Source organism: Eubacteriaceae bacterium ES3, from assembly GCA_030586155.1.
In the GTDB taxonomy this organism is placed as follows: domain Bacteria; phylum Bacillota; class Clostridia; order Eubacteriales; family Eubacteriaceae; genus Acetobacterium.
The window spans coordinates 222,789-248,722 of the sequence record CP130741.1 but is presented as its reverse complement, the minus strand read 5'-3'; the positions used below and the strand labels follow the sequence as shown (position 1 = coordinate 248,722).

At 40.6% G+C, this 25,934-nt stretch carries 27 protein-coding genes; 1 reads left to right on the top strand and 26 read right to left on the bottom strand.

Annotated features, from left to right (window positions below; all coding sequences use genetic code 11):
* Positions 1-260: 260 nt before the first annotated feature.
* The 7 genes from Q5O24_01130 to rfbD all read right to left on the bottom strand — a co-directional run bounded on the left by Q5O24_01130 (position 261) and on the right by rfbD (position 7,567).
* The gene (locus Q5O24_01130) at positions 261-2,411 is read right to left on the bottom strand and encodes a glycosyltransferase (protein ID WKY47961.1); all 2,151 of its coding nucleotides are present in this window, start codon (positions 2,409-2,411) and stop codon (positions 261-263) included.
* Positions 2,412-2,477: 66 nt separating this feature from the next.
* A complete protein-coding gene (locus Q5O24_01125) occupies positions 2,478-3,212 on the bottom strand; it encodes an ABC transporter ATP-binding protein (GenBank protein ID WKY47960.1) in 735 nt (244 codons plus the stop codon).
* Between the two features lie 12 nt (positions 3,213-3,224).
* A complete protein-coding gene (locus tag Q5O24_01120; GenBank protein WKY47959.1) occupies positions 3,225-4,034 on the bottom strand; it encodes an ABC transporter permease in 810 nt (269 codons plus the stop codon).
* Positions 4,035-4,126: 92 nt separating this feature from the next.
* The gene (gene rfbB / locus Q5O24_01115; GenBank protein WKY47958.1) at positions 4,127-5,230 is read right to left on the bottom strand and encodes a dTDP-glucose 4,6-dehydratase; all 1,104 of its coding nucleotides are present in this window, start codon (positions 5,228-5,230) and stop codon (positions 4,127-4,129) included.
* 14 nt (positions 5,231-5,244) lie between these two features.
* On the bottom strand, positions 5,245-5,811 hold the full coding sequence (rfbC, locus tag Q5O24_01110; protein WKY47957.1) for a dTDP-4-dehydrorhamnose 3,5-epimerase: 567 nt from the start codon (positions 5,809-5,811) through the stop codon (positions 5,245-5,247).
* 1 nt (position 5,812) lies between these two features.
* Positions 5,813-6,688: a glucose-1-phosphate thymidylyltransferase RfbA gene (rfbA, locus tag Q5O24_01105; protein WKY47956.1), complete on the bottom strand. Its 876-nt coding sequence runs from the start codon at positions 6,686-6,688 to the stop codon at positions 5,813-5,815.
* An 18-nt stretch (positions 6,689-6,706) separates the two neighbouring features.
* A complete protein-coding gene (gene rfbD / locus Q5O24_01100; GenBank protein ID WKY47955.1) occupies positions 6,707-7,567 on the bottom strand; it encodes a dTDP-4-dehydrorhamnose reductase in 861 nt (286 codons plus the stop codon).
* A 297-nt stretch (positions 7,568-7,864) separates the two neighbouring features.
* Between rfbD and Q5O24_01095 the strand changes: the two genes are divergently transcribed.
* Positions 7,865-9,391, top strand: a complete 1,527-nt coding sequence (locus tag Q5O24_01095) for an LCP family protein (GenBank protein WKY47954.1) — start codon at positions 7,865-7,867, stop codon at positions 9,389-9,391.
* 112 nt (positions 9,392-9,503) lie between these two features.
* On the opposite strand, the gene Q5O24_01090 is transcribed toward Q5O24_01095, so the two are convergent.
* The 19 genes from Q5O24_01090 to Q5O24_01000 form a co-directional block, all read right to left on the bottom strand.
* A complete protein-coding gene (locus Q5O24_01090) occupies positions 9,504-11,201 on the bottom strand; it encodes a phospho-sugar mutase (GenBank protein ID WKY47953.1) in 1,698 nt (565 codons plus the stop codon).
* Positions 11,202-11,253: 52 nt separating this feature from the next.
* Positions 11,254-12,603 (bottom strand): UDP-glucose/GDP-mannose dehydrogenase family protein, encoded by a 1,350-nt coding sequence (locus Q5O24_01085; GenBank protein WKY47952.1) that lies wholly within the window; start codon positions 12,601-12,603, stop codon positions 11,254-11,256.
* Positions 12,604-12,753: 150 nt separating this feature from the next.
* Complete coding sequence (gene atpC, locus Q5O24_01080; GenBank protein ID WKY47951.1) at positions 12,754-13,149, bottom strand: ATP synthase F1 subunit epsilon; 396 nt, start codon at positions 13,147-13,149, stop codon at positions 12,754-12,756.
* A 15-nt stretch (positions 13,150-13,164) separates the two neighbouring features.
* Complete coding sequence (gene atpD, locus Q5O24_01075) at positions 13,165-14,565, bottom strand: F0F1 ATP synthase subunit beta (GenBank protein WKY47950.1); 1,401 nt, start codon at positions 14,563-14,565, stop codon at positions 13,165-13,167.
* Between the two features lie 48 nt (positions 14,566-14,613).
* Complete coding sequence (gene atpG / locus Q5O24_01070) at positions 14,614-15,498, bottom strand: ATP synthase F1 subunit gamma (protein WKY47949.1); 885 nt, start codon at positions 15,496-15,498, stop codon at positions 14,614-14,616.
* Between the two features lie 23 nt (positions 15,499-15,521).
* Positions 15,522-17,030: a F0F1 ATP synthase subunit alpha gene (gene atpA / locus Q5O24_01065; protein ID WKY47948.1), complete on the bottom strand. Its 1,509-nt coding sequence runs from the start codon at positions 17,028-17,030 to the stop codon at positions 15,522-15,524.
* 15 nt (positions 17,031-17,045) lie between these two features.
* Entirely contained in the window at positions 17,046-17,588 is a 543-nt protein-coding gene (locus tag Q5O24_01060; GenBank protein WKY47947.1) for a F0F1 ATP synthase subunit delta, read from the bottom strand.
* Positions 17,585-18,088: a F0F1 ATP synthase subunit B gene (atpF, locus tag Q5O24_01055; protein ID WKY47946.1), complete on the bottom strand. Its 504-nt coding sequence runs from the start codon at positions 18,086-18,088 to the stop codon at positions 17,585-17,587. Before atpF ends, Q5O24_01060 begins: the two co-directional genes overlap by 4 nt.
* Before the next feature lie 43 nt (positions 18,089-18,131).
* The gene (gene atpE, locus Q5O24_01050; protein ID WKY47945.1) at positions 18,132-18,380 is read right to left on the bottom strand and encodes an ATP synthase F0 subunit C; all 249 of its coding nucleotides are present in this window, start codon (positions 18,378-18,380) and stop codon (positions 18,132-18,134) included.
* Positions 18,381-18,412: 32 nt separating this feature from the next.
* Positions 18,413-18,661, bottom strand: a complete 249-nt coding sequence (atpE, locus tag Q5O24_01045) for an ATP synthase F0 subunit C (GenBank protein WKY47944.1) — start codon at positions 18,659-18,661, stop codon at positions 18,413-18,415.
* Between the two features lie 33 nt (positions 18,662-18,694).
* On the bottom strand, positions 18,695-19,741 hold the full coding sequence (gene atpE, locus Q5O24_01040; GenBank protein WKY47943.1) for an ATP synthase F0 subunit C: 1,047 nt from the start codon (positions 19,739-19,741) through the stop codon (positions 18,695-18,697).
* A gap of 24 nt (positions 19,742-19,765) precedes the next feature.
* The gene (gene atpB, locus Q5O24_01035; GenBank protein WKY47942.1) at positions 19,766-20,428 is read right to left on the bottom strand and encodes a F0F1 ATP synthase subunit A; all 663 of its coding nucleotides are present in this window, start codon (positions 20,426-20,428) and stop codon (positions 19,766-19,768) included.
* A gap of 38 nt (positions 20,429-20,466) precedes the next feature.
* On the bottom strand, positions 20,467-20,850 hold the full coding sequence (locus tag Q5O24_01030) for an ATP synthase subunit I (GenBank protein WKY47941.1): 384 nt from the start codon (positions 20,848-20,850) through the stop codon (positions 20,467-20,469).
* The gene (locus Q5O24_01025) at positions 20,837-21,115 is read right to left on the bottom strand and encodes an AtpZ/AtpI family protein (GenBank protein WKY47940.1); all 279 of its coding nucleotides are present in this window, start codon (positions 21,113-21,115) and stop codon (positions 20,837-20,839) included. The genes Q5O24_01030 and Q5O24_01025 overlap by 14 nt, the downstream gene beginning before the upstream one ends.
* A 213-nt stretch (positions 21,116-21,328) precedes the next feature.
* Positions 21,329-21,778, bottom strand: a complete 450-nt coding sequence (rpiB, locus tag Q5O24_01020) for a ribose 5-phosphate isomerase B (protein WKY47939.1) — start codon at positions 21,776-21,778, stop codon at positions 21,329-21,331.
* An 88-nt stretch (positions 21,779-21,866) separates the two neighbouring features.
* Entirely contained in the window at positions 21,867-22,913 is a 1,047-nt protein-coding gene (locus Q5O24_01015; GenBank protein WKY47938.1) for an L-threonylcarbamoyladenylate synthase, read from the bottom strand.
* An 8-nt stretch (positions 22,914-22,921) separates the two neighbouring features.
* A complete protein-coding gene (locus Q5O24_01010) occupies positions 22,922-24,355 on the bottom strand; it encodes a nicotinate phosphoribosyltransferase (GenBank protein ID WKY47937.1) in 1,434 nt (477 codons plus the stop codon).
* A 238-nt stretch (positions 24,356-24,593) separates the two neighbouring features.
* On the bottom strand, positions 24,594-25,022 hold the full coding sequence (locus Q5O24_01005; protein ID WKY47936.1) for an arsenic metallochaperone ArsD family protein: 429 nt from the start codon (positions 25,020-25,022) through the stop codon (positions 24,594-24,596).
* Positions 25,023-25,130: 108 nt separating this feature from the next.
* Positions 25,131-25,919, bottom strand: a complete 789-nt coding sequence (locus Q5O24_01000; protein ID WKY47935.1) for a prepilin-type N-terminal cleavage/methylation domain-containing protein — start codon at positions 25,917-25,919, stop codon at positions 25,131-25,133.
* Between the last annotated feature and the right edge of the window lie 15 nt (positions 25,920-25,934).

Genomic DNA, 25,934 nt, shown 5'->3' with positions numbered 1-25,934 from the left:
AAGTTAACGCCTTAAGGCATCATTTTATTTCAAATTTTCTCTATTATTTGCAGCGATCATATCACGAAAAAATCCAAGCGTCAATTTATTTGTTTTCATTTGTTACATTTTGTCTATATCTCTGACTTAACAAAGCCCTCATCTTTACCATACGATGAGGGCTTCACTGTCTACCTTAATTAAAACTTTTTGACAATATCCAAAATAATAAGCTACACAGATATTCTATCTCTTTTTTCTTAAAAAACCATTTGAATTTTTTAAAAATTCCGGTTCATACTAAAATCTTCTCGATCCATCGTTAAATTTTTATTATAGAATGGGTCACCCATAATATATTTACCCCATTTGTTTTTCATAAAGATGATTTCTCTTTCAAAACGTTCCTGTTTTTCTTTAGTATCTTCTTTCCCTCGTGATTTTGATTCATAATGAATACATTCCACTTGGGTCAAACAAACATTGTAATAACCACTATCGATTAATTTGAGACAAAAATCCACATCATTAAAGGCAATCGATAAATTCTCTGCGTCGAGTCCTTCCATCGCCAAAAATTTATTCTTCTCAACCAAAAGACAAGCACCGGTCACACCAGCATAGTTCGAGTCAATAGTCAGTCGGTTAAAATAGCCTGTATTTTTACCGCTATAGTATTTATGACTGTGTCCTGCAACGCCACCAAGACCAATTACAACACCCGAATGCTGTACAGTTCCATCTTTATAGTATAATTTTGCCCCAACCGCACCAATATGTTCCTGCTGGGCATATCCCAACATTTTTTCCAACCAGCTGTCAGTCAGAATCTGAATATCATTATTAAGCAAGAGGACATAGTCACCAGTCGCTTTTTTCACCCCTTCGTTGTTAAGGAAAGAATAATTAAACGGTACATCTAAATCCAAAACAATAAAGCGTTCTTTTAATATCTGTTTATAATGTTCAAACAAAGCAAAGGTTTCTTCCTGCTTGCTTCCGTTATCGATAATGATGATTTCAAAATTTTCATATTTTGTTTTCTTCAAGATCGATTCAAGACAGATTTTTAAATCTTTAGCATGGTCTTTTGTCGGAATCAGGATAGATACTTTGGGATTTCCGATAATATCGTAAGTTACCGTATAAGTTCCCATCATTTTTCCACTCGTAACTGTTCCTTTGATGTTTCGTCTTAAAAGCGCTGACTCGACGGCCTTTTTGCCTGCATCAAAAGCATATGTTTTCGCTTTAGGATTTCTGGCAGTTGAACTATCTATCATTCTCCAATGATAAAGCACTTCCGGAACATGGTAAATATTTTTTGTTTTTTCTGTACATCTCAGGACTAAATCATGATCCTGTGCGCCTTCATAACCGGCACGGAAGCCGCCGACTTCCTCCACCAGTGTTCGTTTAATCATCAGAAAATGGCAAATATAATTTTGCGACATCAATGTATCAGGCGACCAATCCGGCTTGAAAAAAGGCTTGCTTCGCTTTTCAAATTTATTTATTTTATCCTCGTCAGAGTAAATAATATCAGCTTCATCATGTTTATTAACTTCTTTGACCATTTGATATAAGGCAAACGGTGCCAATATGTCATCATGGTCCAGAAAAGCTACATATTCGCCCTCAGCAATTTCCAAAGCTGAATTTGATGATTCTGAAATGTGTCCATTATTATCTCGATAGACTACTTTAATTCTACTATCCGTTTTTTTATACTCTTCAAGTACCTGCTTAACATGATTCTGGCTGGAATTGTCATCTGCAATACATAATTCCCAATTTGTATAATATTGCCGGCGCACCGACTCAATGCATTTTCTCAACCATTTTTCCTCAGTGTTATACACTGGCAGTATGATAGATATCATTGGTTTCTTTTCAAAATGGTCAATGCTCTCCATTACCTCTTCAGCATCATACTTTTCGTTGGCTTCAATCCATTTTTTGTAGTCTTCCAAAAATTCATAGCTGATTTCCGACTTTATTCGTCTGGCCGTATCTTTTAAACCATTGTTATAGAAATATTTAGCGCCCAAAGCCACTTTTTTAGCATTAAGACTGATTTTCGATCTTAATGTATTGCCTGTAAAGTCAACTTCTCTATTCAAACTCAGGTTTACCAGCTCATAGCTCGACTGATTTGCAGTTGTCAGCTTTAATTTTGTCTTCTTTTTCCACCAGGTCATATCAAAAATAATTTCAAACCCGATCTTTACATTTTCTTCAATTTTGCACTTCTGATTAACATCCACCCGATGCATCCGTTTAAAGGCTACACCCGCCGAGCTGTCCTCCAACAGCGACAATTCGACCGGAGTATTGCTGATACTGTCATAAGCCCAGCCGGTTACCAATACATTACCATTTTTCTTCAATATAGAATCAATTGAATACCGTATGACTGATTTTTCTTTCATATTATATGCCTTTCACGCTTATAAATTTCTACATTTTTATTGCAAATATTAAAATCTGACCTTTATTTACTTGGAGCTTTTTTTATATGCATCACATACCTCTAGTGCTTCACCCTGCATCACCATGTGGCCTTTTTCTATCCACAAAACGTGTTTACAAAGTCTTTCAATTTGATCAATTGAATGTGATACGATGATAACTGTCGTTCCACCAGCCATCATATTTGCCATTCTCTCTTCGCATTTTTTCTGAAATAAAAAATCGCCTACAGATAGAATCTCGTCAACAATTAATATCTCCGGTCTTACTGAAGTAGCAATTGCAAAACCTAAACGTGCGATCATTCCTGACGAAAAGTTTTTTACCGCTACGTTCATAAATTCCTGCAACTCCGAAAATTCAATAATTTCATCCATCCTGTCCTGCATTTGTTTTTTTGTATAACCTAAAACCAGGCCATTAAGTATTACATTTTCTCTTGCTGTTAAATTAAAATCAAAACCGGCGCCCAATTCAATTAAAGGAGAAATACTGCCCCTGACTTCGACTGATCCGCTTGACGGCTTTAATATTCCTGAGATAATTTTCAAGAGCGTACTTTTGCCGGAACCATTTAATCCAACAATTCCAAAGACGTCCCCTTTTTCAATATTGACACTGATATTATTCAAGGCAATAAATTCATTGTAATACAATTCTCTTTTACTCAGTTTGATAAAATACTCTTTTATGCCGTCAATCTTCTCATTAGCCATATTAAATTTCATTGTGACATTATTTACTTCGATTATATTCTTCAATTTTTCACCTCTTTATATGTGCAGAATAAACTTATCCTGGTTCCTTTTGAAAAATATAGTCCCCAACAATAAAAAGCTCAAAGAAAATGCACAGCATATTAGATTCTCCCTTACTCCCGGAACAGTTCCATAGAGAATAACCTCTCTAAAGTAACTAACAAAATGAGTCAGCGGATTAAAACTAATAATTTTTTTCATAAAATCCGGTAGAATATCGATAGGATAGATGATCGGTGTTAAATACATCCAGGCCGTAATCCATACTCCCCATAAATGCCCCACATCTCTGAAAAATACATTCAAAGTGGATAATACCAGGCCAAGTCCAACGCAAAAAACCAGCGCATATATCAATGGAATTGGGAAAAGGATAATCGTCCAGCTTACCGGTACTCTTAAAATTAACAGGACTATCGCTACCGCAATTAAAGAAAACAAAGCATTTACAAAAGCAAATAATATTTTTTCCAGGGGAAATACATACTTAGGTATGTACACTTTTTTAATTAATGAAGCCCCTTCAATAATCGCTCCGCATGATCCCATCGTTGATTCAGAAACAAATCCAAAAATTAATGACCCCGTCAAATAATAGGCTGGAAAGTTTTCTATATCAAATCTGAATATTGATGAAAACACTGCTGTTATTACCAGCATCATTAATAAGGGGTTCAAAACACTCCACAGTATTCCAAGCACGGATCTCCGATACTTAACTTTTATATCTCTGCTGACCAATTCCCGCAACAAGTGCCGATATTTAAAAAACTTCTGAAAATATCCTTTTATTTCATTTTTTTTGTCTGATTTTTTTGTCATCATGGTTTTATTGTCCAAAAAATCACCTCTAGCTTCTTTATTAAAACAGATAAACTTATTGAGCCACTTCTCCCCAATAAGCCTATCTAAAAATATTATTTCTTCGAATACATCCGTTCATAATAATCCTGATAATCGCCAGACTGCACCTGTTTCAGCCAGTCCTGATTATTCAGATACCATTCAATCGTTTCAACAATGCCTTCTTCGAAGGTATAGGACGGCTCCCAACCAAGCTCCGTTGTAATCTTCGTATTATCAATAGCATAACGTCTGTCATGACCCAGTCGGTCCTCTACATAAGTAATCAAATCCTGATTGATTTGGCTGCCATCATTGTCGATGGGATAGTTACCCGATTTTAATTTCTCACCTACGTTTTCGATGATCAGGTTAACAATTTCAATATTGGCTTTCTCATTGTTTCCTCCAATATTATAAACCTCACCTGGTTTTCCCTTTTGCAAAACAGTATCAATGCCGCTGCAGTGATCCTTCACATGCAGCCAGTCACGGATCTGCATCCCGTCACCATAAACCGGCAGGCTTTTTAGGGCTACCACATTAGAAATCATTAATGGAATTAATTTTTCCGGGAAATGGTAGGGGCCATAATTATTCGAGCAACGGCTAATGGTCACAGGCATTTTAAAAGTCTGTCCATAAGCTCTGACAATCATATCCGCCGCCGCTTTCGATGCCGAATAAGGGCTATTAGGAGCAAGCGGTGTGGATTCAGTAAACATCCCAGTTTTTCCCAGCGCACCGTACACTTCATCAGTAGACACCTGATGATAACGAACACCTTCCCGATAGGTTGGATAACCAAACTCGTCTTTACCGGTCATCCATTTCTTTTTGGCTGCATCCAGAAGAATTTGGGTCCCCATTACATTGGTTTTAATAAAAATTTCCGGATCTTCAATACTTCGATCCACATGGGATTCAGCCGCAAAATTTACGACTACATCAAAATCATATTTTTCAAAAAGTCCTTCAACAAAGGAAGAATCGGCGATGTCCCCTTTTTCAAAAATATAATTAGGATTGCCTTCAATATCCTTCAAATTTTCAAGATTTCCGGCATAAGTCAGAGCATCAAGATTGACAATCTGATCCTCCGGGTGGGCACTTAACATATAGCGAACAAAGCTCGATCCGATAAAGCCGGCGCCGCCGGTTACTAATATTGTTTTCATTTTATGTCCTTTCCTTATTCAAATCGCAAACTGTCTCTGATATCTTTTAGATAGGGCAGTTTTCCGTCTTTCTCTGATAAAAGTACTTCGTCCACCTTATCAAGAGGCCATTCAATTCCCACATCCGGGTCATCAAAACGGATGCCGCCATCATATTCCGGCGCATAGAAATTTGTGCACTTATAATTAAAAACCGCTTCATCAGAAACAACCATAAAACCATGAGCGAAACCTTCAGGAACATAAAACATTGTCTTGTTTTCTTCAGTCAGGAGTACAGCATCCCATTGGCCATAAGTTTTAGACCCTTCACGCAGGTCCACTGCCACATCAAAAACCTCACCACGAGTGACTCGAACCAATTTCCCCTGAGAAAATTTAGTCTGAAAGTGAAGCCCTCTTAAAACCCCTCTACTGGACTTTGATTCATTATCCTGAACAAAACGCATGGTCAAACCAGCTTTATGAAATTCCTCTTCATTGTAGGTTTCCATAAAATAGCCGCGTTCATCACCAAACACTGATGGCTCGATGATCACCAAGCCCTCGATCTTAGTTTCTATTACATTAATCTTGGCCATCTTAACCCTCTATCTCTCTAGCACATTGCAGCAGATACTGGCCGTAAGCAGTTTTCTTAAGGGGTTCTGCCAGCTTAATCAACTGATCTTTATTGATAAATTTACGTCTATAGGCAATCTCTTCAATACAGGCCACATAAAGCCCTTGTCGCTTCTGGATAGTTTCAACAAAGTTAGACGCTTCAATTAAGCTGTCATGGGTGCCGGTATCCAGCCATGCCATCCCTCTGCCAAACAGTTCCACCCGTAAGTTTCCCCGTTGCAAATAGGTTTCATTAACGGTTGTGATCTCCAACTCACCACGAGCTGAAGGTTTAATATTTTTGGCAATTTCCACTACCTGATTATCATAGAAATAAAGACCCGGTACCGCAAAATGTGACTTGGGTTGCTCCGGTTTTTCTTCGATGGAAACCACTTTCCCGTCTTGATCAAACTCAACTACACCGTACCGTTCCGGATCAGTTACTGGGTAGCCAAAGATAACCGCGCCTTCAGAAAGATCAGCTGCGCTTGTGATCGCCCCTGTAAAACCCTGACCATAAAAAATATTATCGCCCAAAACTAAGGCTACCTGATCATCCCCAATAAACTCTTCGCCGATGATAAAGGCTTCTGCCAATCCGTTCGGTGCTTCCTGTACAGCGTATGAAAACTCCAGACCCAGACTTTCCCCAGTCCCAAACAAACGCTCAAACATCGGCAGATCATGCGGAGTCGAGATAATCAGGATTTCCCTGATTCCTGCCAGCATCAGTGTTGCCAATGGATAATAAATCATCGGTTTGTCATAAATCGGTAAAAGTTGTTTGGAAACTGCCTGTGTAATAGGATATAGACGGGTTCCTGAACCGCCTGCCAAAATAATTCCTTTCATTCTTGCCTCTCTTCTTTGTTAATTATTAAGTTTTTCTATATATTCTTCCAGAGCTACATGCCAATCTCTAAAGGTATTTAAACCCAGGTCATTAAGCCCCTTGTTCTCAAGCACTGAAAATTTAGGTCGAGGTGCAGGTCGGACAAACTCTTCTGAGGTTACCGGCTCCACTGGGATATCGATCCCTGACAGTCTGAAAATTTCGCATGCAAAATCATACCAGCTGCACTGACCTTCGCAGGTGCCATGATAAATTCCATAACTTTCCGTCTGCATCAAATCAATGATCGCTCTGGCCAGATCAACTGTACTGGTAGGAGAGCCTAGCTGGTCATCAACAACCGTCAGTTTAGGATGTTTAGCTGCCAGATCAAGCATGGTTTTAACAAAATTATTGCCATCGCCATACAGCCAGGCTGTTCTGATAATAAAAAATTTGGGAGCAATCTCCATTACTGCTTTTTCTCCAGCTGCTTTAGATACCCCATAAACCGTTTTAGGATCGATTGGATCACTTTCAACGTAGGCTCTTAATGCGCCATTTTCGGTTATCCCATCACCGTCAAAAACATAATCGGTAGAAACCTGCAAGAGGGTGATATCCATCTCTTTTGCCAACTCCGCTACATTTTTCGGCCCTTTGGCATTAACTGCCATCGCCAGTTCACGATTGGTTTCACAACCGTCCACATTGGTCAAGGCTCCACAATTTAAAATAATCGTCGGATTTTCTTTTTTAAGGATTGCTGCTGTTTTTTCTTTATCGGTAATATCCATTTCCGGTGTATCATAACCGACAAAATCAATCCCTTTTTCTTTTAACTGAATACTTAGCTCTCTTCCTAACTGACCATTTGAACCAGTAATTAAAACTTTCATAAATTCACCTGATTTCTTAGAGTACTTGCTAAAAGCCATAAAAATTCATTGTCATTATACTTCATCAGCTTTTAAAAGTCTATTTTTTTATGTTTAATAAAGACTTTCCTAAAGAATTTCTGCATTTATTTGAAAACTATGTTATCATATTATGTAAAATATCATATCCCAAATACAACAAAATATCATCTAAATTATAATTTTTTTAGATTTCTAATCAAATATTCAATGAAAAATTAAGCATCTCTGTGTATGATACACAGGTGAAATTAGGTACTTTATAATGAAAGGATTTTTATGAAAAAGAAGATCGCTCTAGTCGTTCTTTTTCTTCTTGTGTCGGTAATTGGCGCCGGATTAGTTTATGGATATAACACCCTTTATCAGATAAATGAAATTGTATCAGCACCAAAACTTGAAGAATCGGAACTGAATGTTAATTATGACCTGGATATTGATACTGTCAATGTCGCTGTTTTTGGTATTGACGGTCGAAGTGATGTGGAAGGTGATCGATCTGATACGATTATGATTGTTTCCCTGGATTTTAGAACCGGAACTGTCAAAGTCACCTCGATTATGCGTGACCTCCTGGCTTATATCCCGGAAACTGATGATAAATATGAATCCCTAGAAAAAATCAATGCTGCCTATGCTTATGGCGGTCCGGAATTAGCCGTTAAGACCTTGAACGAGAATTTTGACATGAATATCAAGGATTATGTAATTGTCAATTTTGACTGTATGGTAGATACCGTAGATGCCCTGGGTGGAGTTGAAATTAATGTTCAAAGCGAAGATATCCTTGAATGGACCAATAAATATATTGATGACGTCAATGACAAAGTCGGCAAAGCTGATCCCAAGCTGACCGAAACTGGCGTACAGACCGTAACTGGTGTCCAAGCTCTGGCTTATGCAAGAAATCGCTACAGTGATAATGATTTCTACCGAACTGAAAGACAGCGTGAAGTGGTCGGAGCAATTGTCGATAAAGCCTTTCAGATGGATATGCTCACAGCCGTCAACCTGATGGGAAAAATTTATCCCTATGTCCAGACAACCCTTGACCTCAGTGAGATTACATCTTATGCTAAAGCCTTTTTAACTGCCGAAAACCAGGCTTTCTATGAGTTTAGAATTCCAACAGACGCCAATGTCTATACTGACATGATTGATGGCATCTCCTATGTCATCCCTAATACACTCTACGATAATGTCATTGAACTGCACGATTTTATTTACGGTCCAATAGTAAACGAAACTACCGATACGAGCACATCTACGACTACTGACAGCTCTGTTTCAACAGACACAACTGCCACTGACAGCACAACTAATTCAGGAAATATTACATCCAATCGGGTTAGCTCAGATCTTTCAAGCTCGACTGAAAGTAGCGGTTCAAGCAGTTCAACCACGACAACTACTAACAACAGCGGCTATACTTCTTATACCCCCTCTGAGCGGGTCAAAGAAATCAGTGATTCCATTGAATCCTATGCCAACTACGGGTCCTGGGGCGGTACCTCTTCATCCTATGAAGATGATTCGACCACTTATTACGAAGATGATACCGAAAGTGATTACTCGGATGATGAAGATTACTATTATGACGATTCATCTGACGATTATTCAGATGACTACTCTGACGATTATTCAGACGAATCTGACTCGTCCTACGATGATGAAGAGTCCTATGAGCCACCATTAGATAGTGACCCTTATGTAGATGCTGATGATAGCGGTAGTGATGAGGCCTATATCGATGAAACTGTCCCTACTGAAGATTACAGTCAGGCTAACATTACAAGCAGCGAATAAATAAAAAAGAAATCCGATTCGGATTTCTTTTTTATTGTTTTGTTTACTTTTGACTAGAGTATCTTTAAGACCCTCATCTGTCTGGTTTAAGGTTTCCAGCATTTCAAAGTCTTTATCCAATCAATGTCAAAACTTCTTCTTTAAGCTTTTCTTTTTTATTAACCGCTTCCTCTTTAGTTTTACCTGTCGCTGAAAAATAGATCTTCAGCTTAGGCTCAGTTCCGGATGGCCGCAGGGCAAACCATGAAGCGTCGTCAAACATGAATTTAAGAACGTTGGACTTTGGTAACTTAACTGCTTCTTCGGTCCCGGCTTTTAAATCTTTAGCAAAGCCTGACTGATAATCAGTCGTTTTAACCAGCTGCATGTCAGCCATTTCCGTTATATTCAGCGCTCTAAAGCTTTCCATAATGGCAGTAATCTTCGCTTTGCCTTCAATCCCATCTAAAGCAATGGCTTCAATACCTTCTTCAAAATAACCGTGCTTTTCAAAAAGCGCTATCAGTGCTTCGTAAAGGGTTAGACCCTGTTTTTTATAATAGCTGGTCATTTCACACACGAGAGCTGAAGCAATGACCGCATCCTTATCTCTGGCATAATTTCCAGCCAGGTAACCGTAACTTTCTTCATAGCCAAAAGCAAAAGTATATTCATGAGTTTTTTCAAACTCCGTTATGTATTCTCCTATATATTTAAATCCTGTCAATACATCTAAAACTGCAGCACCATAAGATTTTGCCACCAGGGCACCCAATTCACTGGTCACAATCGTTTTTATGACAACCTTGTTGTCAGGCAAGTCTGTTCTGGTTTTCAGGTAATAATCCACCAGCAGTGCCCCAGTCTGATTACCAGTCAGTACTACAAATTCTCCATCAGAATCACGACAGACCACACCGACCCGGTCACAGTCGGGGTCGGTCCCAATAATCACATCAGCACTCACCTGGTCAGCCAGCTTCATGGCCAGCGTAAATACTTTGCGGTCTTCAGGGTTCGGATAAGAGGCCGTTGGAAAATTACCGTCGGGATTTTCCTGTTCAGGAACAACAATCACATCTTTATAAGCCAGTTCCTTTAAGACACGTCGTACCGGTTTGTTTCCCGATCCGTGTAGTGGAGTGTAGACGACTTTGATGGCATTATCAGGATTCTCCTTGCAATAAGCGCAAACTGCCTTAGTGTAAGCCTGATCCATATCTTCACCAAGCATCACAATCATCGCCTTTTTAAGCCCCTCTTCAATTGAAACTGCATCAATATCAAAGTAATCAGTCAGCAGGGCAATCTCAGCAATTAAAGCGTCTGCTGCCTGGGTTACCATCTGCCCGCCATCCGGTCCGTAAACCTTATATCCATTGTACTCTTTGGGGTTATGGGAAGCGGTAATCACAATACCAGCTGCCGCGTTTAAATGACGAACCGCAAAAGATAACTGAGGCGTCGGTCTGAGCTCTGAAAACAGATAAGCTTTAATCCCCATCTGTGCCAGAACACAGGCAGCAGTCTGAGCAAATTCCGACGATTTATTACGAGAATCGTAGGCGATTACGACCCCTTTATCTGAATTTCCCGCTTCTTTTTTCAGATAATTGCCTAATCCCCTGGTCACCCGGGCAATGGTGTGAACATTCATCCGATTAATCCCAACACCCATTTTCCCCCGCATGCCACCTGTTCCAAATTCCAGCTCCGTATAAAAGCGATCTTCAATTTCTTTCTGATCGTTTAACTTTTCAAGTTCTTCCCGCAAGACCGGATCCAGTTTTTTTTGATTCAGCCACTGATTATAAATTTCCTGATACCCCATTATCGTTTCCTTTCAAGTTTAAAATAGTTAAGTCTGACATATAATCTGATTCTTAATTTTCGGCTTCCATACATGGAACTTCTACCGTTGATACACCCAAACCCGAATATTTAAATCCCTGCGGAGGATTTTCACCAAAGAGATTGCGCAAATCAAAAAAGTAATTATCCCGCATCGCTGTTTTTAGCTTTTGATGATCAAGTCCCTTGAATTCTCGCCAATTGGTAATCACAACAACAGCATCGGCCCCGTCAGCCGCCTGATAAGCGTCTTTACAGTAGGTAATCTCGTCTTTTTCTTTATACAAACGCCATTTTGCTTCCTGCGCTCCTTCCGGACAATAAATCCGAATCACACAGCCTTCTGCAATCAGGCCTTTAATGATCTCAATCGAAGGCGCCTCTCGCATATCAGTTGTTTCCGGTTTATAGGACAAGCCCAGAATACCGATCACTTTTCCTTCAAGTGCCCCCATCACCCGCCTGATCTTTTCCACCATCTTGACTTTCTGCTTAAGATTGGCATCAATAGCGGCCTTTAATACTTTTAATTCTTCCCCATAGGCACCGGCAATTTCTACCAGGGCTTTGGAGTCTTTGGGCAGATCTGAACCGCCAAATCCCGGCCCAGCTTCAAGGTAAGCCGGCCCAATTCGAAAATCTTTGCCAATCCCTCTGGAGACATCAAGAATATTGGCATTGGCATTTTCACATAAAAGTGCCATTTCGTTGATAAAGGAGAGCTTGGTAGCAATAAAAGCATTCACCCCATACTTAATCAGCTCTGCACTCTGGAAATTGGTAATGACATAGTTTTCATCTTGAACATGCAGACTATCATAAAGCGATTTCATTCTTTCAACAGCCTGGTCTGATTCAGCCCCAATGACCACCATTTCTGGCACCAGACAATCCTTAATCATTACTCCCTTTCGGGAAAAATCCGGATTGCTGACAATATCAAAGTCAACATTTGCATCCCGTTCGTCAAGAGCCTTCTGGATTGTTGAACGAATCACCCGACAAGAACCTGGTGGAACAGTTGATTTAACAACAATCGTTGCGTAGTTTTCCAGGTGGTTGCCAATAGACTGGGCGATCGGCTTAACAAATCGAAGATCCGGCATCTCATCATTGTCATTGGGGACTTCGCAGGTAATAAAAATCATCTCGGATTCTTTTATCGCATTTTTGAGGTTGGCACTAAAGGTCAGTTTTTTTGAATCCAGCGAAGCTGCCATCAGCGGGCGCAGTCCTGGCTCGTAAACCGGCAGTTCACCTTCATTGAGCATTTCAATCAGCTCTTCATCCAGATCCACGCCAATTACATCAACATTTGAATCCGATAATATTGAACTATAGGTAATTCCCAGAACCCCCATTCCAATAATACAAATCTTCATTTTGCACCTCCATCAACCTCATTGCTAATCACTTATTAATATCAGGTAAATTATATCACAGTTTATTTTTCATTTGAATACCCTGCACCTGTAAAGCTTTCGCTTAAACGTGCAAAAAGCCGGGCACAAGTCCCGGCTTTTAAGATTAATTTATTGTTCTTTTGCATTAATACGTGCAATCGCCCTTTCAAGAGCAGCCTGAGCTCTGGCGGCATCAAATCGATCATCCTGCAATCGCTTCATTGCTCGTTCCTTCGCCTCTTTTGCTCTTTCCAGATCAATTTCGTGCGGCCATTCTGCAGCATCCGTCAAAACAATGGTTTCTTTCGGATTAACCGTGGCCAGTCCGCCCAATAAAGTTCCGGTTCTTTTTTCCTTTCCATTTAAAAGAATAAAAGTACCTACTGCAACGGTTGTTGTCAGCGGTGTATGATCAGGCAAAATCGCAAATTCGCCTTCGGTTCCCCGAATAACCATTCGTTCCACATCTTCATCAAGGAAAATGCCGGTAGGGGAAATTATTTTTAATCGGAAAGTTTCAGCCATTAAAACTCACCTCAACTATCCTTGTAATTTCTGTGCTTTTGCTACTGCATCTTCAATGGTACCAACCATCAGGAATGCATTTTCTGGTAAACTGTCGTGTTTTCCTTCAAGAATCTCTTTAAACCCTTTGATAGTTTCGCTGATTGGCACGTAAACCCCAGGTGTACCGGTAAATTGTTCTGCTACTGTAAAAGGCTGTGACAGGAATCGCTCGATTTTACGGGCACGGGAAACGATGATTTTATCTTCATCAGATAACTCGTCCATCCCCAGAATCGCGATGATATCCTGAAGCTCTTTATATCGCTGCAGAATTTCCTGTACTTCACGGGCAGTTTCATAATGTTCCGGTCCAACAATTTTAGGATCCAGAATACGAGAAGAAGAATCCAAAGGGTCAACCGCTGGGTAAATCCCTTTTTCTGTAATTGCACGGTTAAGTACGGTGGTCGCATCCAGATGTGCAAATGTTGTCGCTGGCGCAGGGTCAGTCAAGTCATCGGCAGGTACATATACAGCCTGAACTGATGTGATAGAACCCTTACTGGTTGACGTGATTCGTTCCTGTAGTGCACCCATTTCTGTAGCCAGCGTTGGCTGGTAACCAACGGCACTAGGCATACGACCTAACAGAGCTGATACTTCCGAACCGGCTTGGGTAAATCGGAAAATATTGTCGATAAACAGAAGCACGTCCTGTCCTTCATTATCTCGGAAATACTCAGCCATGGTAAGACCTGATAGCGCAATACGCATTCTAGCTCCTGGGGGCTCATTCATCTGACCGAAGCAAAGCGCTGTTTTATCGATAACGCCAGACTCCATCATTTCATAGTAAAGGTCATTCCCTTCACGAGTACGCTCACCAACACCAGCAAATACTGAAAGACCACCATGCTGAGTTGCGATATTATTAATCAGCTCCTGAATCAGTACAGTTTTCCCTACACCAGCACCACCGAACAGACCAATTTTACCACCTCGAACATATGGGCAGATCAAATCAACAACTTTAATTCCGGTTTCGAACATTTCCGGTTGTGTCTGCTGTTCTTCAAAACTTGGCGGATGACGGTGAATTGGGCTTGTGATGACATCAGTCATATCCATTGGCTTGCCGTCGATTGGTTCCCCAAGTACATTAAACATTCTACCCAAAGTAGCTTTTCCTACTGGAACTTGAATTGGCGCACCAGTATCCACAGCTTCCTGACCACGAACCAAACCATCTGTTGAGTCCATAGCGATACATCTGACGATATCATCACCCAGCTGCTGCGCTACTTCAACAACAAGTTTCATTTCTTTAATTTGAATATCTATAGCATTGTTCAATTTGGGTAACTGATTTTTTTCGAATTTAATATCGACTACCGGTCCAATTACCTGAACAACTTTCCCTAAATTTTGGGCCATTCCCTAACCTCCTTATGCAAATCAGTTTGCACTTAATATTTTATTGATTTACTTCAATGCTTCCGCACCGCTGACGATTTCAGAAATTTCCTGCGTAATTGCCGCCTGACGAACTCGGTTAAACTTAAGTGTTAAACCTTCAATCATGTCATTGGCATTGGTTGTGGCCGACTCCATCGCCATTCGTCTGGCCCCCTGCTGACTGGCAGCACTTTCAATCATCGCACCGTAAATAGTGTCGCTGATATAATTGGGAATCAGGTATTTTAGCAGTTCTTCCGGTTCCGGCTCATACCGCATAACGGTCATTTCCTCGATCGGAATATCAACGGCTTCATCCAAACTGTCGCTTGCTACGTCTTCTCTTTTTAACGGCAGTAATTTTACCAATACCGGTTGTTGAGAAATCATCGATACAAATTTAGTGTAGGCCAGGTAGACTTCATCATACTCTTCGTTTTTAAAGCCATTCATGATGAGATTTGCTACTTCTTTAGCGTGAAAATAAGAGGGACTTTCGGTAATTCCATCATACTCACCTTCAATATGATAAAAACGATTTTTAAAATGATCCCGGCCTTTAGTTCCCACCGTATAAAGAACAGCATTTTCTTTTTTGTCAATATGTTCTTCTACCATCTTACATACATTTGCATTAAAACCTCCCGCAAATCCGCGGTCAGCTGTAATAAGGATATATGCTACTTTTTTAACTTCACGCAGCTTCATGTACTCATTTGGTGCGCCATTTGTCTTAGCAACAATCCGATTCATACTTTCAATCATCGCATCAAAGTACGGGCGTCTTCCTTCAGCCAGTTCTCGGCTTTTACGAAGCTTTGCTGATGCTACCAGTTCCATCGCGTGAGTAATCTGCTTGGTACTGTTAACACTCTTAATTCTTCTTTTAATATCTTGTATATTTTCTGCCATTGGATTTCACCTCCACTGACACACTAAACAGTTTTAAAGAAAACTTTTTTATAAGCTTCTATACACTCTTTAAAGCCAGCCACTACTTCATCAGAAAGACCGTCTTTCCCTTTTACCTTAGTCATAACATCCGGAAAATTCTTTTTGGCATAAGCAGTCAGTCCTTTTTCGAACTCTCCGATATCACTGACTTCAATATCCATTAGGAATCCATTGGTTGCTGCATAAAGAATTAGAACCTGATCACCAACATCCATTGGATCATACTGACCCTGTTTTAGGATTTCAACGATTCGTTCCCCTCTGGCCAACTGCGCTTTAGTCGCGTCATCAAGGTCAGAACCAAACTGGGCAAATGACGCCAGCTCTCGATACTGAGCATACTCGATTCGCAGCGGTCCAGCAACTTTTTTCATCGATTTAATCTGGGCAGAACCCCCAACTCGGGATACTGAGATACCAGGGTTAACCGCAGGTCTGATACCTGACCGGAAAAGTTCCCCTTCCAGGAAGATCTGACCATCTGTGATAGAGATAACGTTTGTTGGAATATATGCAGATACGTCTCCAGCCTGGGTTTCAATAATTGGCAGAGCCGTAATCGAACCACCTGCTTTTAATTTAGCGGCGCGTTCCAGAAGTCGTGAATGCAGATAGAATACATCCCCTGGATAGGCTTCACGTCCTGGTGGACGACGAAGGATCAATGACATGGATCGGTAAGCAACCGCATGTTTGGAAAGATCATCGTAGATAATTAAAACATCCTTCTGTTGTTCATACATAAAGTGTTCCGCCATACTAACACCGGCATAAGGAGCCAGATACTGCAGTGGCGCAAGCTGTGAAGCAGACGCTGAAACAATAATAGTGTAATCCATGGCGTTGTTTTCTTCCAGCTGTCCAACGATCTGGGCAACAGTCGATTCTTTCTGACCGATGGCTACATAGATACAGATAACATCTTCACCTTTCTGGTTGATGATTGTATCAATTGCTAAAGCCGTTTTTCCGGTCTGACGGTCACCGATGATCAGCTCTCGCTGGCCACGGCCGATAGGAATCATTGAGTCAATCGCTTTGTATCCGGTCTGGATTGGTTCATTAACCGATTCTCTTTCGATTACCCCTGATGCTTTTACTTCGACTGGTCGACGTTTTTCAGTTGTAATTGGGCCTTTTCCATCGATTGGGAAACCCAAAGAGTTAACAACACGGCCGATCAGTTCATCTCCAACCGGTACCTCAACAATACGTCCGGTACATTTTACAATATCCCCTTCAACAATGTTTTCATCATATCCTAGGAGTACGCAACCAACATTATCGGTTTCCAGGTTAAGTACCATTCCATAAACTTCATTCGGAAATTCCAGCAGTTCGCCGGCCATCGCTTTTTCTAAACCATGAACACGAGCAATTCCATCACCTACCTGAATGACCGTACCAACATCAACAACTTCGAGTTTATCCTCATAGTTGGCGATTTCTTTCTTTATAATTTGACTGATTTCTTCTGGTCTGAGATTCAACTTTACTCACCTCTTTTAATGTAGTCTGATATTATTAATATTTCGTTTAATTTCTTCCAGCTGTTTGCGTACACTGCCATCAATGACCTGATCGCGCACATAAACAACGGCTCCACCGAGAATTGACGGATCAATTTTACTGGTCAGGAAAACCTTTTTATCGAAACGGCTCTCCAGATTTTTCTTTAATTGCTCCTCTAATTCCTCTTCCATCGGAATAACTGTTAAGACGGTCGCCTCAACCATATTGTTGTAATCAAAGTATTGTTTTCTGAAATCTTTATAAATTTCGCCAACAAATTCAAACCGGCTCTTATCGATTAAAAGTCTCAGGAAATTTTTTAAATATCCATTCATTTCATCTTTAAAGACATTGGTCAGAATAACTTTCTTTTCGTCATTACCAACTGTTGGACTTTCAAGCACACTCATAAAGTCCTTGTTTGAATTTAGGATTTCAATAAATTCAGTATAATCGTTAAATACCTCTTCGATCACTTTGTTTTCACATACAACGTCAAACAGGGCAACCGCATATTTACTTCCTACTACACTCATTTGGCATCTCCCACACCTTCAATAAAACTTTCAACAAGTTTCGCATGTTGTTGTTTATCCATGGTTTGTTTGATGACTTTTTCCGTTGCAAATAGAGATAATTCAACAATGTTTGATTTTACTTCATTCATTGCCCGTTCTTTTTCGACATTAATCTCCAGCATTGCTTTATCGATAATTGCTTTCGCCTCATCTTTAGCTGTTGCAATAATCTCCTGATGCTGCTTCTGCGCTTCAAGATTTGCTTCGCGGATGATTTCGCGTTCTTTGTTGTGAATTTCAGCAATTTTCGCTTCATAATCAGCTTTAAGATCTTTTGCCGACTGATTGCTTTTAGCTGCCGCATTTATTTCTGTAGAAATTTCTTCCTGCCGTTTAGCCATAATATCTTTAACTTTCTGATAGAAAAATTTCTTAATAATCAGAAAAAAGATAATAAAGTTAACAACTGTAGCCAGCATGATCCGAAAATCTATATTAACTAAACCTACACTTTCCAAATCAATAGCCTCCCTTCTAAATTAAAAGCTCTTTAGGAAATTTTTAAATAAACGGATTTGCAAATAATAATATAAGTGCTACGATCAATCCGTAAATCCCGGTGGTTTCAGCTACCGCTGCACCAAGTAACATGGTTCTGATAATATCTGACTGTGCTTCCGGCTGACGCCCTACTGCTTCAGCACCCTTACCGGCGGCAAAACCCTGCCCAATACCAGGTCCGATCCCGGCGATCATGGCCAGTCCTGCACCAATTGCTGAACAAGCTTTTATAAATTCAATTCCTGACATTTTTATTTCCTCCTGCTATCTGATAACATGTTTTAAATAAATGGATTTGCAAATAATAATATAAGCGCAACAATCAGGCCGTAAATCCCGGTGGTTTCAGCTACCGCTGCACCAAGTAACATGGTTCTGATAATATCGCTCTGAGCTTCCGGTTGACGGCCTACTGCTTCAGCACCTTTACCGGCAGCAAAACCCTGACCGATACCAGGTCCGATCCCGGCGATCATAGCCAGTCCTGCTCCAATTGCTGAACAAGCTTTTATAAACTCAATTCCTGACATTTTATATTCCTCCTGTTGATATTCTCAAAAATTCTAGATAAATGGATTTGCATACATTAATACAAGCGCAATAATCAGGGCATAAATCCCAGTTGTCTGGGCAACAGCCTGACCAAGAAACATAACTCTGTTGGTCAGATTTTTAGTTTCAGGTCTAAGCCCGACACCTTCTGCCGATTTTCCGGCCGCAAATCCCTGACCAATTCCAGGTCCAATCCCTGCGATCATGGCACATCCACTGGCAATTGCTGACGCTGATAAAATCCAGACACTGCCTGTCAGTGACACTAGTGGATTGGCAAATAACAGAATTAATGCTACTACCAAAGCCAGAATCCCTGATGTTTCAGCTACCGCAGCCCCTAAAAGCATTGTTGCAATAACATCCTTGGATGTCCGAGGGTTTTTTCCTACCGCTTCTGCTCCTTTACCAGCAGCAAAGCCTTGTCCAATACCAGGTCCGATTCCCGCAATCATGGCAAGTCCGGCGCCAATTGCCGAAGCAGCTAAAATTCCGACCGCACCATCCATTTTTGTTAATGGATTTGCATACATCAGAACAAGTGAAACAATCAAGGCATAAATCCCAGTGGTCTGAGCAACAGCCTGACCAAGAAACATTACTCTTGAAATGATGCTTTTAGCTTCCAGACGATTTCCAACACCTTCTGCAGCTTTTCCGGCAGCGAATCCCTGTCCAATCCCGGGTCCAATCCCGGCGATCATTGAAAGTCCGGCTCCAATCCCTGAAGCGGCCAGAATCCACATACTGCCAGTTGCATCCACTAATGGATTGGCAAACAACAGAATTAATGCTACTACCAGTGCCAAAATCCCTGAGGTTTCGGCTACAGCAGCTCCCAATAGCATTGTGGAAATTACATCCTTTGAAGCAGCGGGATTTTTACCAACAGCTTCAGCACCTTTTCCTGCGGCAAAGCCCTGACCAATTCCCGGGCCAATCCCGGCAATCATGGCAAAACCTGCCCCAATGGCAGAACCGGCAAGGATTAAAGTTTTCGCATCAAACTGACTGAGAAAATCTAAAACTAACTGGACTACATTTGTCATATCGACCATACTTTTTTAACCTCCTCACCCTTTCTAATCCATCGCCATGGAAATAAATACCATCGACAACATTACGAAAATAAAGCTCTGCAGGGCTCCGGAGAACAAGTCAAAGTAAAAATGAAATGGAATCGGAATTGCCAGTGCAAAAAACATAAATCCGGTTAATGCCGTATACAGAAGGTTCATGATAATCAGACCACCCAGCATATTTCCAAAAAGTCGGAATGATAATGATACCGGATTTGCAAACTCACCAATTATGTTAATCGGCAGTAAAAACGGCAGCGGTTCTAAATATCCTTTCAGGTAACCTCCCAATCCTTTAGATGCCAGACCAAATCCCTGTGTCATAAAAAATGTCATTAATGCCAGCGACACCGTTACATTCAAATCTGCAGTCGGTGATCTCAGGGCAAAAAGTCCTGCAATATTCGCTAAAAGAAGAAACATGAATAATGCAAGCATATAGGGCGCAAACCCCATTTTGTCTTTCCCCATTGTTTGTTCCGTTAAATTGTCAATTGCATCAACGATAGTTTCTGCAACGACCTGAGCTTTCTCCGGAACAACTTTTAAATTTCTAACAAGTAGTAAGGATATTATGATCAGGATACCCATCACGATCCAGGTATTCACCAGGGTCTCTGTGAGCGGTAAACCAAACAAATATCCATAAATTGTTGGACCAGCCATTTTCTCACCTCAATATCTAATATTTAGCTTCTTGCCTTTTATTTAAAAGGCGTGTTCTTCAGTAATGCTTTACAAAGCAATACTGATAGTTTGTTTGCAATCAGTCCCAAAATCAACCCAATAACATCAATATAAGGAATAACAATTGCAATATATATAACAACACCAGTAAGTAAATAACGCAACATGTATCTGGTCTGAATATACGTTTGCGCCTTACCTGGTGGCATTTTTACCGATTTTTCCAGTGTATACTGGAGCAGTTTGAAATTTAAAACACTAAAACTTCCGCCAACCAATACCCCGATTACAAAATATAATGACCCGGTTATCAGTCCGCCAATCAGCATCATCAACAGGCAAATCCCCAGTCCAATTAGAATTATCCATGTCTCAACGGGGAGATTCTCAATCTTTTTCACTCCGCTCACTTTCTTCTTCCTTTTTCTGTTCTTCTCTCTCTTTTATCGCCTTTTCACTTAATCGCATTGGAATAACATATAGATTTCTAAAACCCGCCAATACACCCAGGATAGTGAAAACAATTACAATCCAGCTTCCAGTCCCAAAGAAATATTGAATAAGCTTGCCAAAGAACATCATCATGGCGATTGGGGCGATTACCGAGATACCAATTTGAGAAATAAAGGCAATGTATTTATACGGATTGTTCTTCTTTTGAGCCATTCGTTCATTCCCCCAAGAATTCATATAAATTTTTGACGTTATTTTTGACTTTCAACCGTCAGATTCGAGAAAAGAATACAAAAAAATTTCTGTTCTTTAGTGTTTAAATAAAACAGACGGAAGAATTTGTCAATTTTTTGTCGATAAATCCATTTCTCATATAGTATCACATTTCTGCATACATGTATATACAGCAATATGTTTTTTTTGAGCCTATTTTAAATACTTTTTCTCAATTTTCCCAATTCCTTCTACCCGACGTGCATGACGCTCTCCTTCAAAGCTGCTTTCCAGAAAGACGTCGACAATCCGCAGAGCAAGCCCTTCACCTAAAACTCTTGCACCCAAGGCCAAAACATTGGCATTATTATGGGCTTTGGCCATTTCTGCCATAAACTCGTTGGTGCAAAGGGCTGCCCTAATGCCCGGTATCTTATTTGCCGCCATAGAGATTCCCAAACCAGTACCGCAGATCACAATCCCCTGATCACTCTCTCCAGCCATCACCGCCTGGCCAACTTTTTCCCCATATTCGGGGTAGTCGCAGGAATCTTTGCTATGGGTACCCAGATCAATAACTTCAATGCCTTTTTCTTTTAAATGACTAACCACCACTTCTTTTAAATCAACTCCACCGTGATCGGAACCTATTGCTATTTTCATTTTTTTCCTTTCTGCCTGCCATAGTGGCAGGTAACACTTTTTTATAAACTATACAGCCTAATATTTCGTCTGAATACCAACAATTGGCTTATATAAAATGATAGCCAGCCGCCTTATAGAGCCGGTTTATCAGGGCCAGGGTTTCATTGTTCATGGGAATATCCTCCGCGTAGATGATTTCAACCCCCAAATCATCAAAGGTTCGCAGCCGAGAGTAAAGATTTTTGGCCAGTTCCTTGGGGTCTGCCTGGCTGCCCAAAGAGATGGTAATCCCTTCTTTATAGAAGTCCATGGTTTCATTGGTTGCCAGAACTCCAATTTTCATTCGTGCCTTTTTTGAATGCTTAAGCGCCTTCCTGATTTTTTCAGTGATCTCTTCCTGATTCCCTTTAACGATTATGAGTTCACCCTTTGGTGAATAATGGGTATATTTCATTCCCGGCGAGGCCACTTTCTCGGGGCAGACATCATCAGTCACATTAGGCGCAACTGCAACCTCACCAAGCACATCTCTTAGGGCACAAACGGTGATATCCCCGGGTCTAAGCACCATTGGCGGTTCAACCGTCATATCTATAACAGTTGATTCCAGACCAATCTCTGCATCTGATGAAATAATCATCGCCGGCACCAAACCATTCAAGTCAGTCAGTACATGATTTGCCTGTGTTGGACTGGGACGTCCCGAACGATTTGCACTGGGGGCCGCAATGGGGCATCCAGCAAGTTTAATAAAAGCACTGGCAATCGGATGATCCGGCAGACGAACAGCCACAGTATCAAGCCCCGCTGTCACTTCATCCGGAACTGCATCAGATTTTTTCAGCACCATGGTTAACGGTCCCGGCCAGAATACTTCCATCAGAAGTTTCGCTTTAGGGGGAATTTCAGAGACCAGTAACGCAAGATTTTCGGCTTTACTGATATGGATAATCAGGGGATTATCATTAGGACGACCTTTGGCTTCAAAAATTTTTTTTACCGCCGCAGGATTTAAGGCATCAGCCCCCAAACCGTATACCGTTTCAGTAGGAAAAACAACGGTCTCCCCCTTTTTAATCCACTGGGCCGCTTCTTCAAGCTTATCTATATTTGTTTGATCTAAACCATCTATCTGGTAAATTTCAGTTTTCATTATTTCATTCAGACCGGTTCTCCCAAAAGTTTCTGTTTAAGTTGCCACAAGGCTTTTGATAAATCCACATGGTAGACATGAGGATTGACCATTCGCTTAAAGGCCGGCCATAACCCTTCTTTTTCTTTTTGCAGGTGTTTTTGAATCTCAATCACGCCAGGACTCTCATAAAGGCACTCTCCGCCCTTAAAGATTGGCACCAATAGTTCTTTGATATAGTAATCTGTGATGGTCCGTTTCTTCCAGGTATGAACCGGATGGAAAATAGTCAGCGGTTCATCCTCATTAATCGTTTCATGGTCGAGCATCAAGAGATCAGCTAGAGCCATATCATTGCTCTTACCATAAATCCGGCAGATTTTTTTAATACCAGGGTTGGTAATCTTCTCCGGATCGTCGGAGATCTTCAGCTTTTCCTTACCGTCAATAGCTGCTAATTTATAGACACCACCCAGGGCCGGGCAATCATAACCGGTAATCAGTTTGGTCCCAATTCCCCAGGAATTAATTTTGGCACCCTGACTCTTCAAGTCCTTAATCAGATACTCATCCAAATCAGATGAAGCCACGATTCCAGCTTCAGTCAGTCCAGCTTCATCCAAAAGCTTTCTGGCTTCTCCACTTAAATAAGCCAGGTCTCCAGAGTCGATTCGAATCCCATAGCGACCTTTAATAACTTTGTCCGCCAGCGCTTTTTTAAATACCTTAATAGCATTGGGAACGCCTTCTTCCAACGTATTATAAGTATCGACCAGAAGAATGGCATTGTCCGGATTGTAATGGATAAATTTCTCAAAGGCTTCCACTTCGCTATCGTAGCTTAAAATGAAGCTGTGACTCATGGTTCCCATAGAAGCCCGCTCCAGCATAACTTCCGTTTCAACCACCGAAGTCCCGGCACAGCCACCAATTACCGCCGCCCGAGCACCAAAGTAACCCGCTTCTGTCCCATGAGCTCGGCGCAAGCCAAACTCCATCACCACATCACCTTTAGCTTCTTCGATAATTCTCGCCGCCTTGGTGGCAATCAAGGTCTGATGATTGACAATGGACAGCATGGTCGTCTCAATAATCTGAGCCTGAATCAGTGGTGCTTTAACCCTGATGATTGGCTCCAGCGGAAAAATAATTGTTCCTTCCGGAACAGCGTCAATGTCACCGCTAAAATGAAAATCTTTTAGATAATTTAAAAACGCGTCTGAGAATTCAGGGTGATATTTTTTTAAAGTTTTGATGTCCTCATCCGTAAACTCAAGACCCTTAATATATTCAATAACCTGTTCTAGACCGGCCGCTACCGTATATCCACCATTAAAAGGATTGTTTCTGATGAAAAGATCAAAGACAGCCTCCTCATCGGCCTTTCCGTCCTGAATATAGACGTTTCCCATGGTGAATTGGTATAAGTCTGTTGCCAGCTGAAGTCGTCGTTCAAATTGCATAGTTTCGTCTCCTTTATTACATTGCATCCTATTTTATCACTTAAATATATTGGAATACAAATTTTTTCAATATAAATATTTGTAATTTTTACTGATGTTATTTTATTTTTTACGATTAATTCCCCCGTTTTTTTACCATCATCCTTTTTAAAATCGTCCTGGTATCTTTTTTTGTTCTCAGGTATTAGATTTAGACTATCAAAAAAAGAGAAATGCCAGGCATTTCCCTCTCAAAATTTTATTCGTTACAGTCGCTGTCGCATGAATCGCATGAGCCGGAACATTCCGAACTGCTGACTTGCTCCTCAGTCAGAAAAAAGGTATGATCCCTTTTTTCAAGCTCAGCATATACTTCCAAATCACTCCAGGGCAGGCCGCCCCATTTGGCTAGGGCCAAATCGCTGGGATATTCTTCCCGGGACATAATAACGCCCTCGGATAAAACCAGTGGCAGGCATTCTAAACCTTCCGTTTCCAGGGCATTTTTAACCAACGGGTTATCTAAAAAAGCCTGGCTGTGTTCCATCACGTTAAAGCGGGAGATAGACACGCCTTTTTCCCGCAGATCATTTACAATATGTTCCATTCGGACTAATTCTTTTTCTATTTCCGAGTTGCAGTTTCCCCCGACACAGCCTGCCGGTTCGTATATTTCTAAACGTTTCATTGGTTTTCTCCTGTTTTTTCCTGATTGTACCACAAATTGCAAACCTTGTTAACAATCTGAAATTTGTGCAGAAATGATCCTTTTGTAATTCGTAAATTTATATTTTTATCAGTTTACTGCTTTCCATACAGTTTCATCTTTAAACTGTTCTTTTAATTCTTCCCAGGTCACTTGACTATCCACATTCCCCATATCAGATATTAGAAAATTATCGCCATCAATTTTTTCATACCAGACACCTTCTTCGTGATTGAAAATCAGTTTTGTATTCCAGTTTCCGTGAGCTTCATTTTTAGAATTTGCAAAAAGAACTACATCTCGATCTCCGTATGTAATATAAGGTTGAATATAATAGTCAGTATCTTCTGATAAACCTATCTTTTCCTTGATGGACTCCGATAGTTCATTCCAAGTTCCACCGTTTTCTTCAAATATTTTTGCTCTAAATGTATCATTTGAGAAGTTAAAGTTAGTTATACCTAGGTAATTCTGTATTTCATCATTTGTCATTTCAGCTATATTATCCATAATCTGCCGCGATAAAATAAAAAGCCGTCCATCAGCTGATGTGGTATGTTCAGAACAGTAAACAACTGCCACGGCTGTCTGTTCATCTTCGAAGTAGGAGTAGGCATAATAGTCTCCGCCTGCTGGACAAAGTTCGTCCATATCACCATAATTATCTTCTATAAATTCTTGAATCGTTAGACCTTGATGAATTCTACCATTCACTTCATAATGTTTAACAATTTCAGTCCGCTCAGTGCTGCACAAAGACTCCTGCGCATGACCAGTAAAACCAAGCATTGTCGGCAGTGTAAAAGCGGCCAATACTGCCAGAATCACCAATACTACTATTATTTCTACAAGTGTAAAACCTCTCTGATTTTTAAGCAAGTGTCCTCTCCCTCG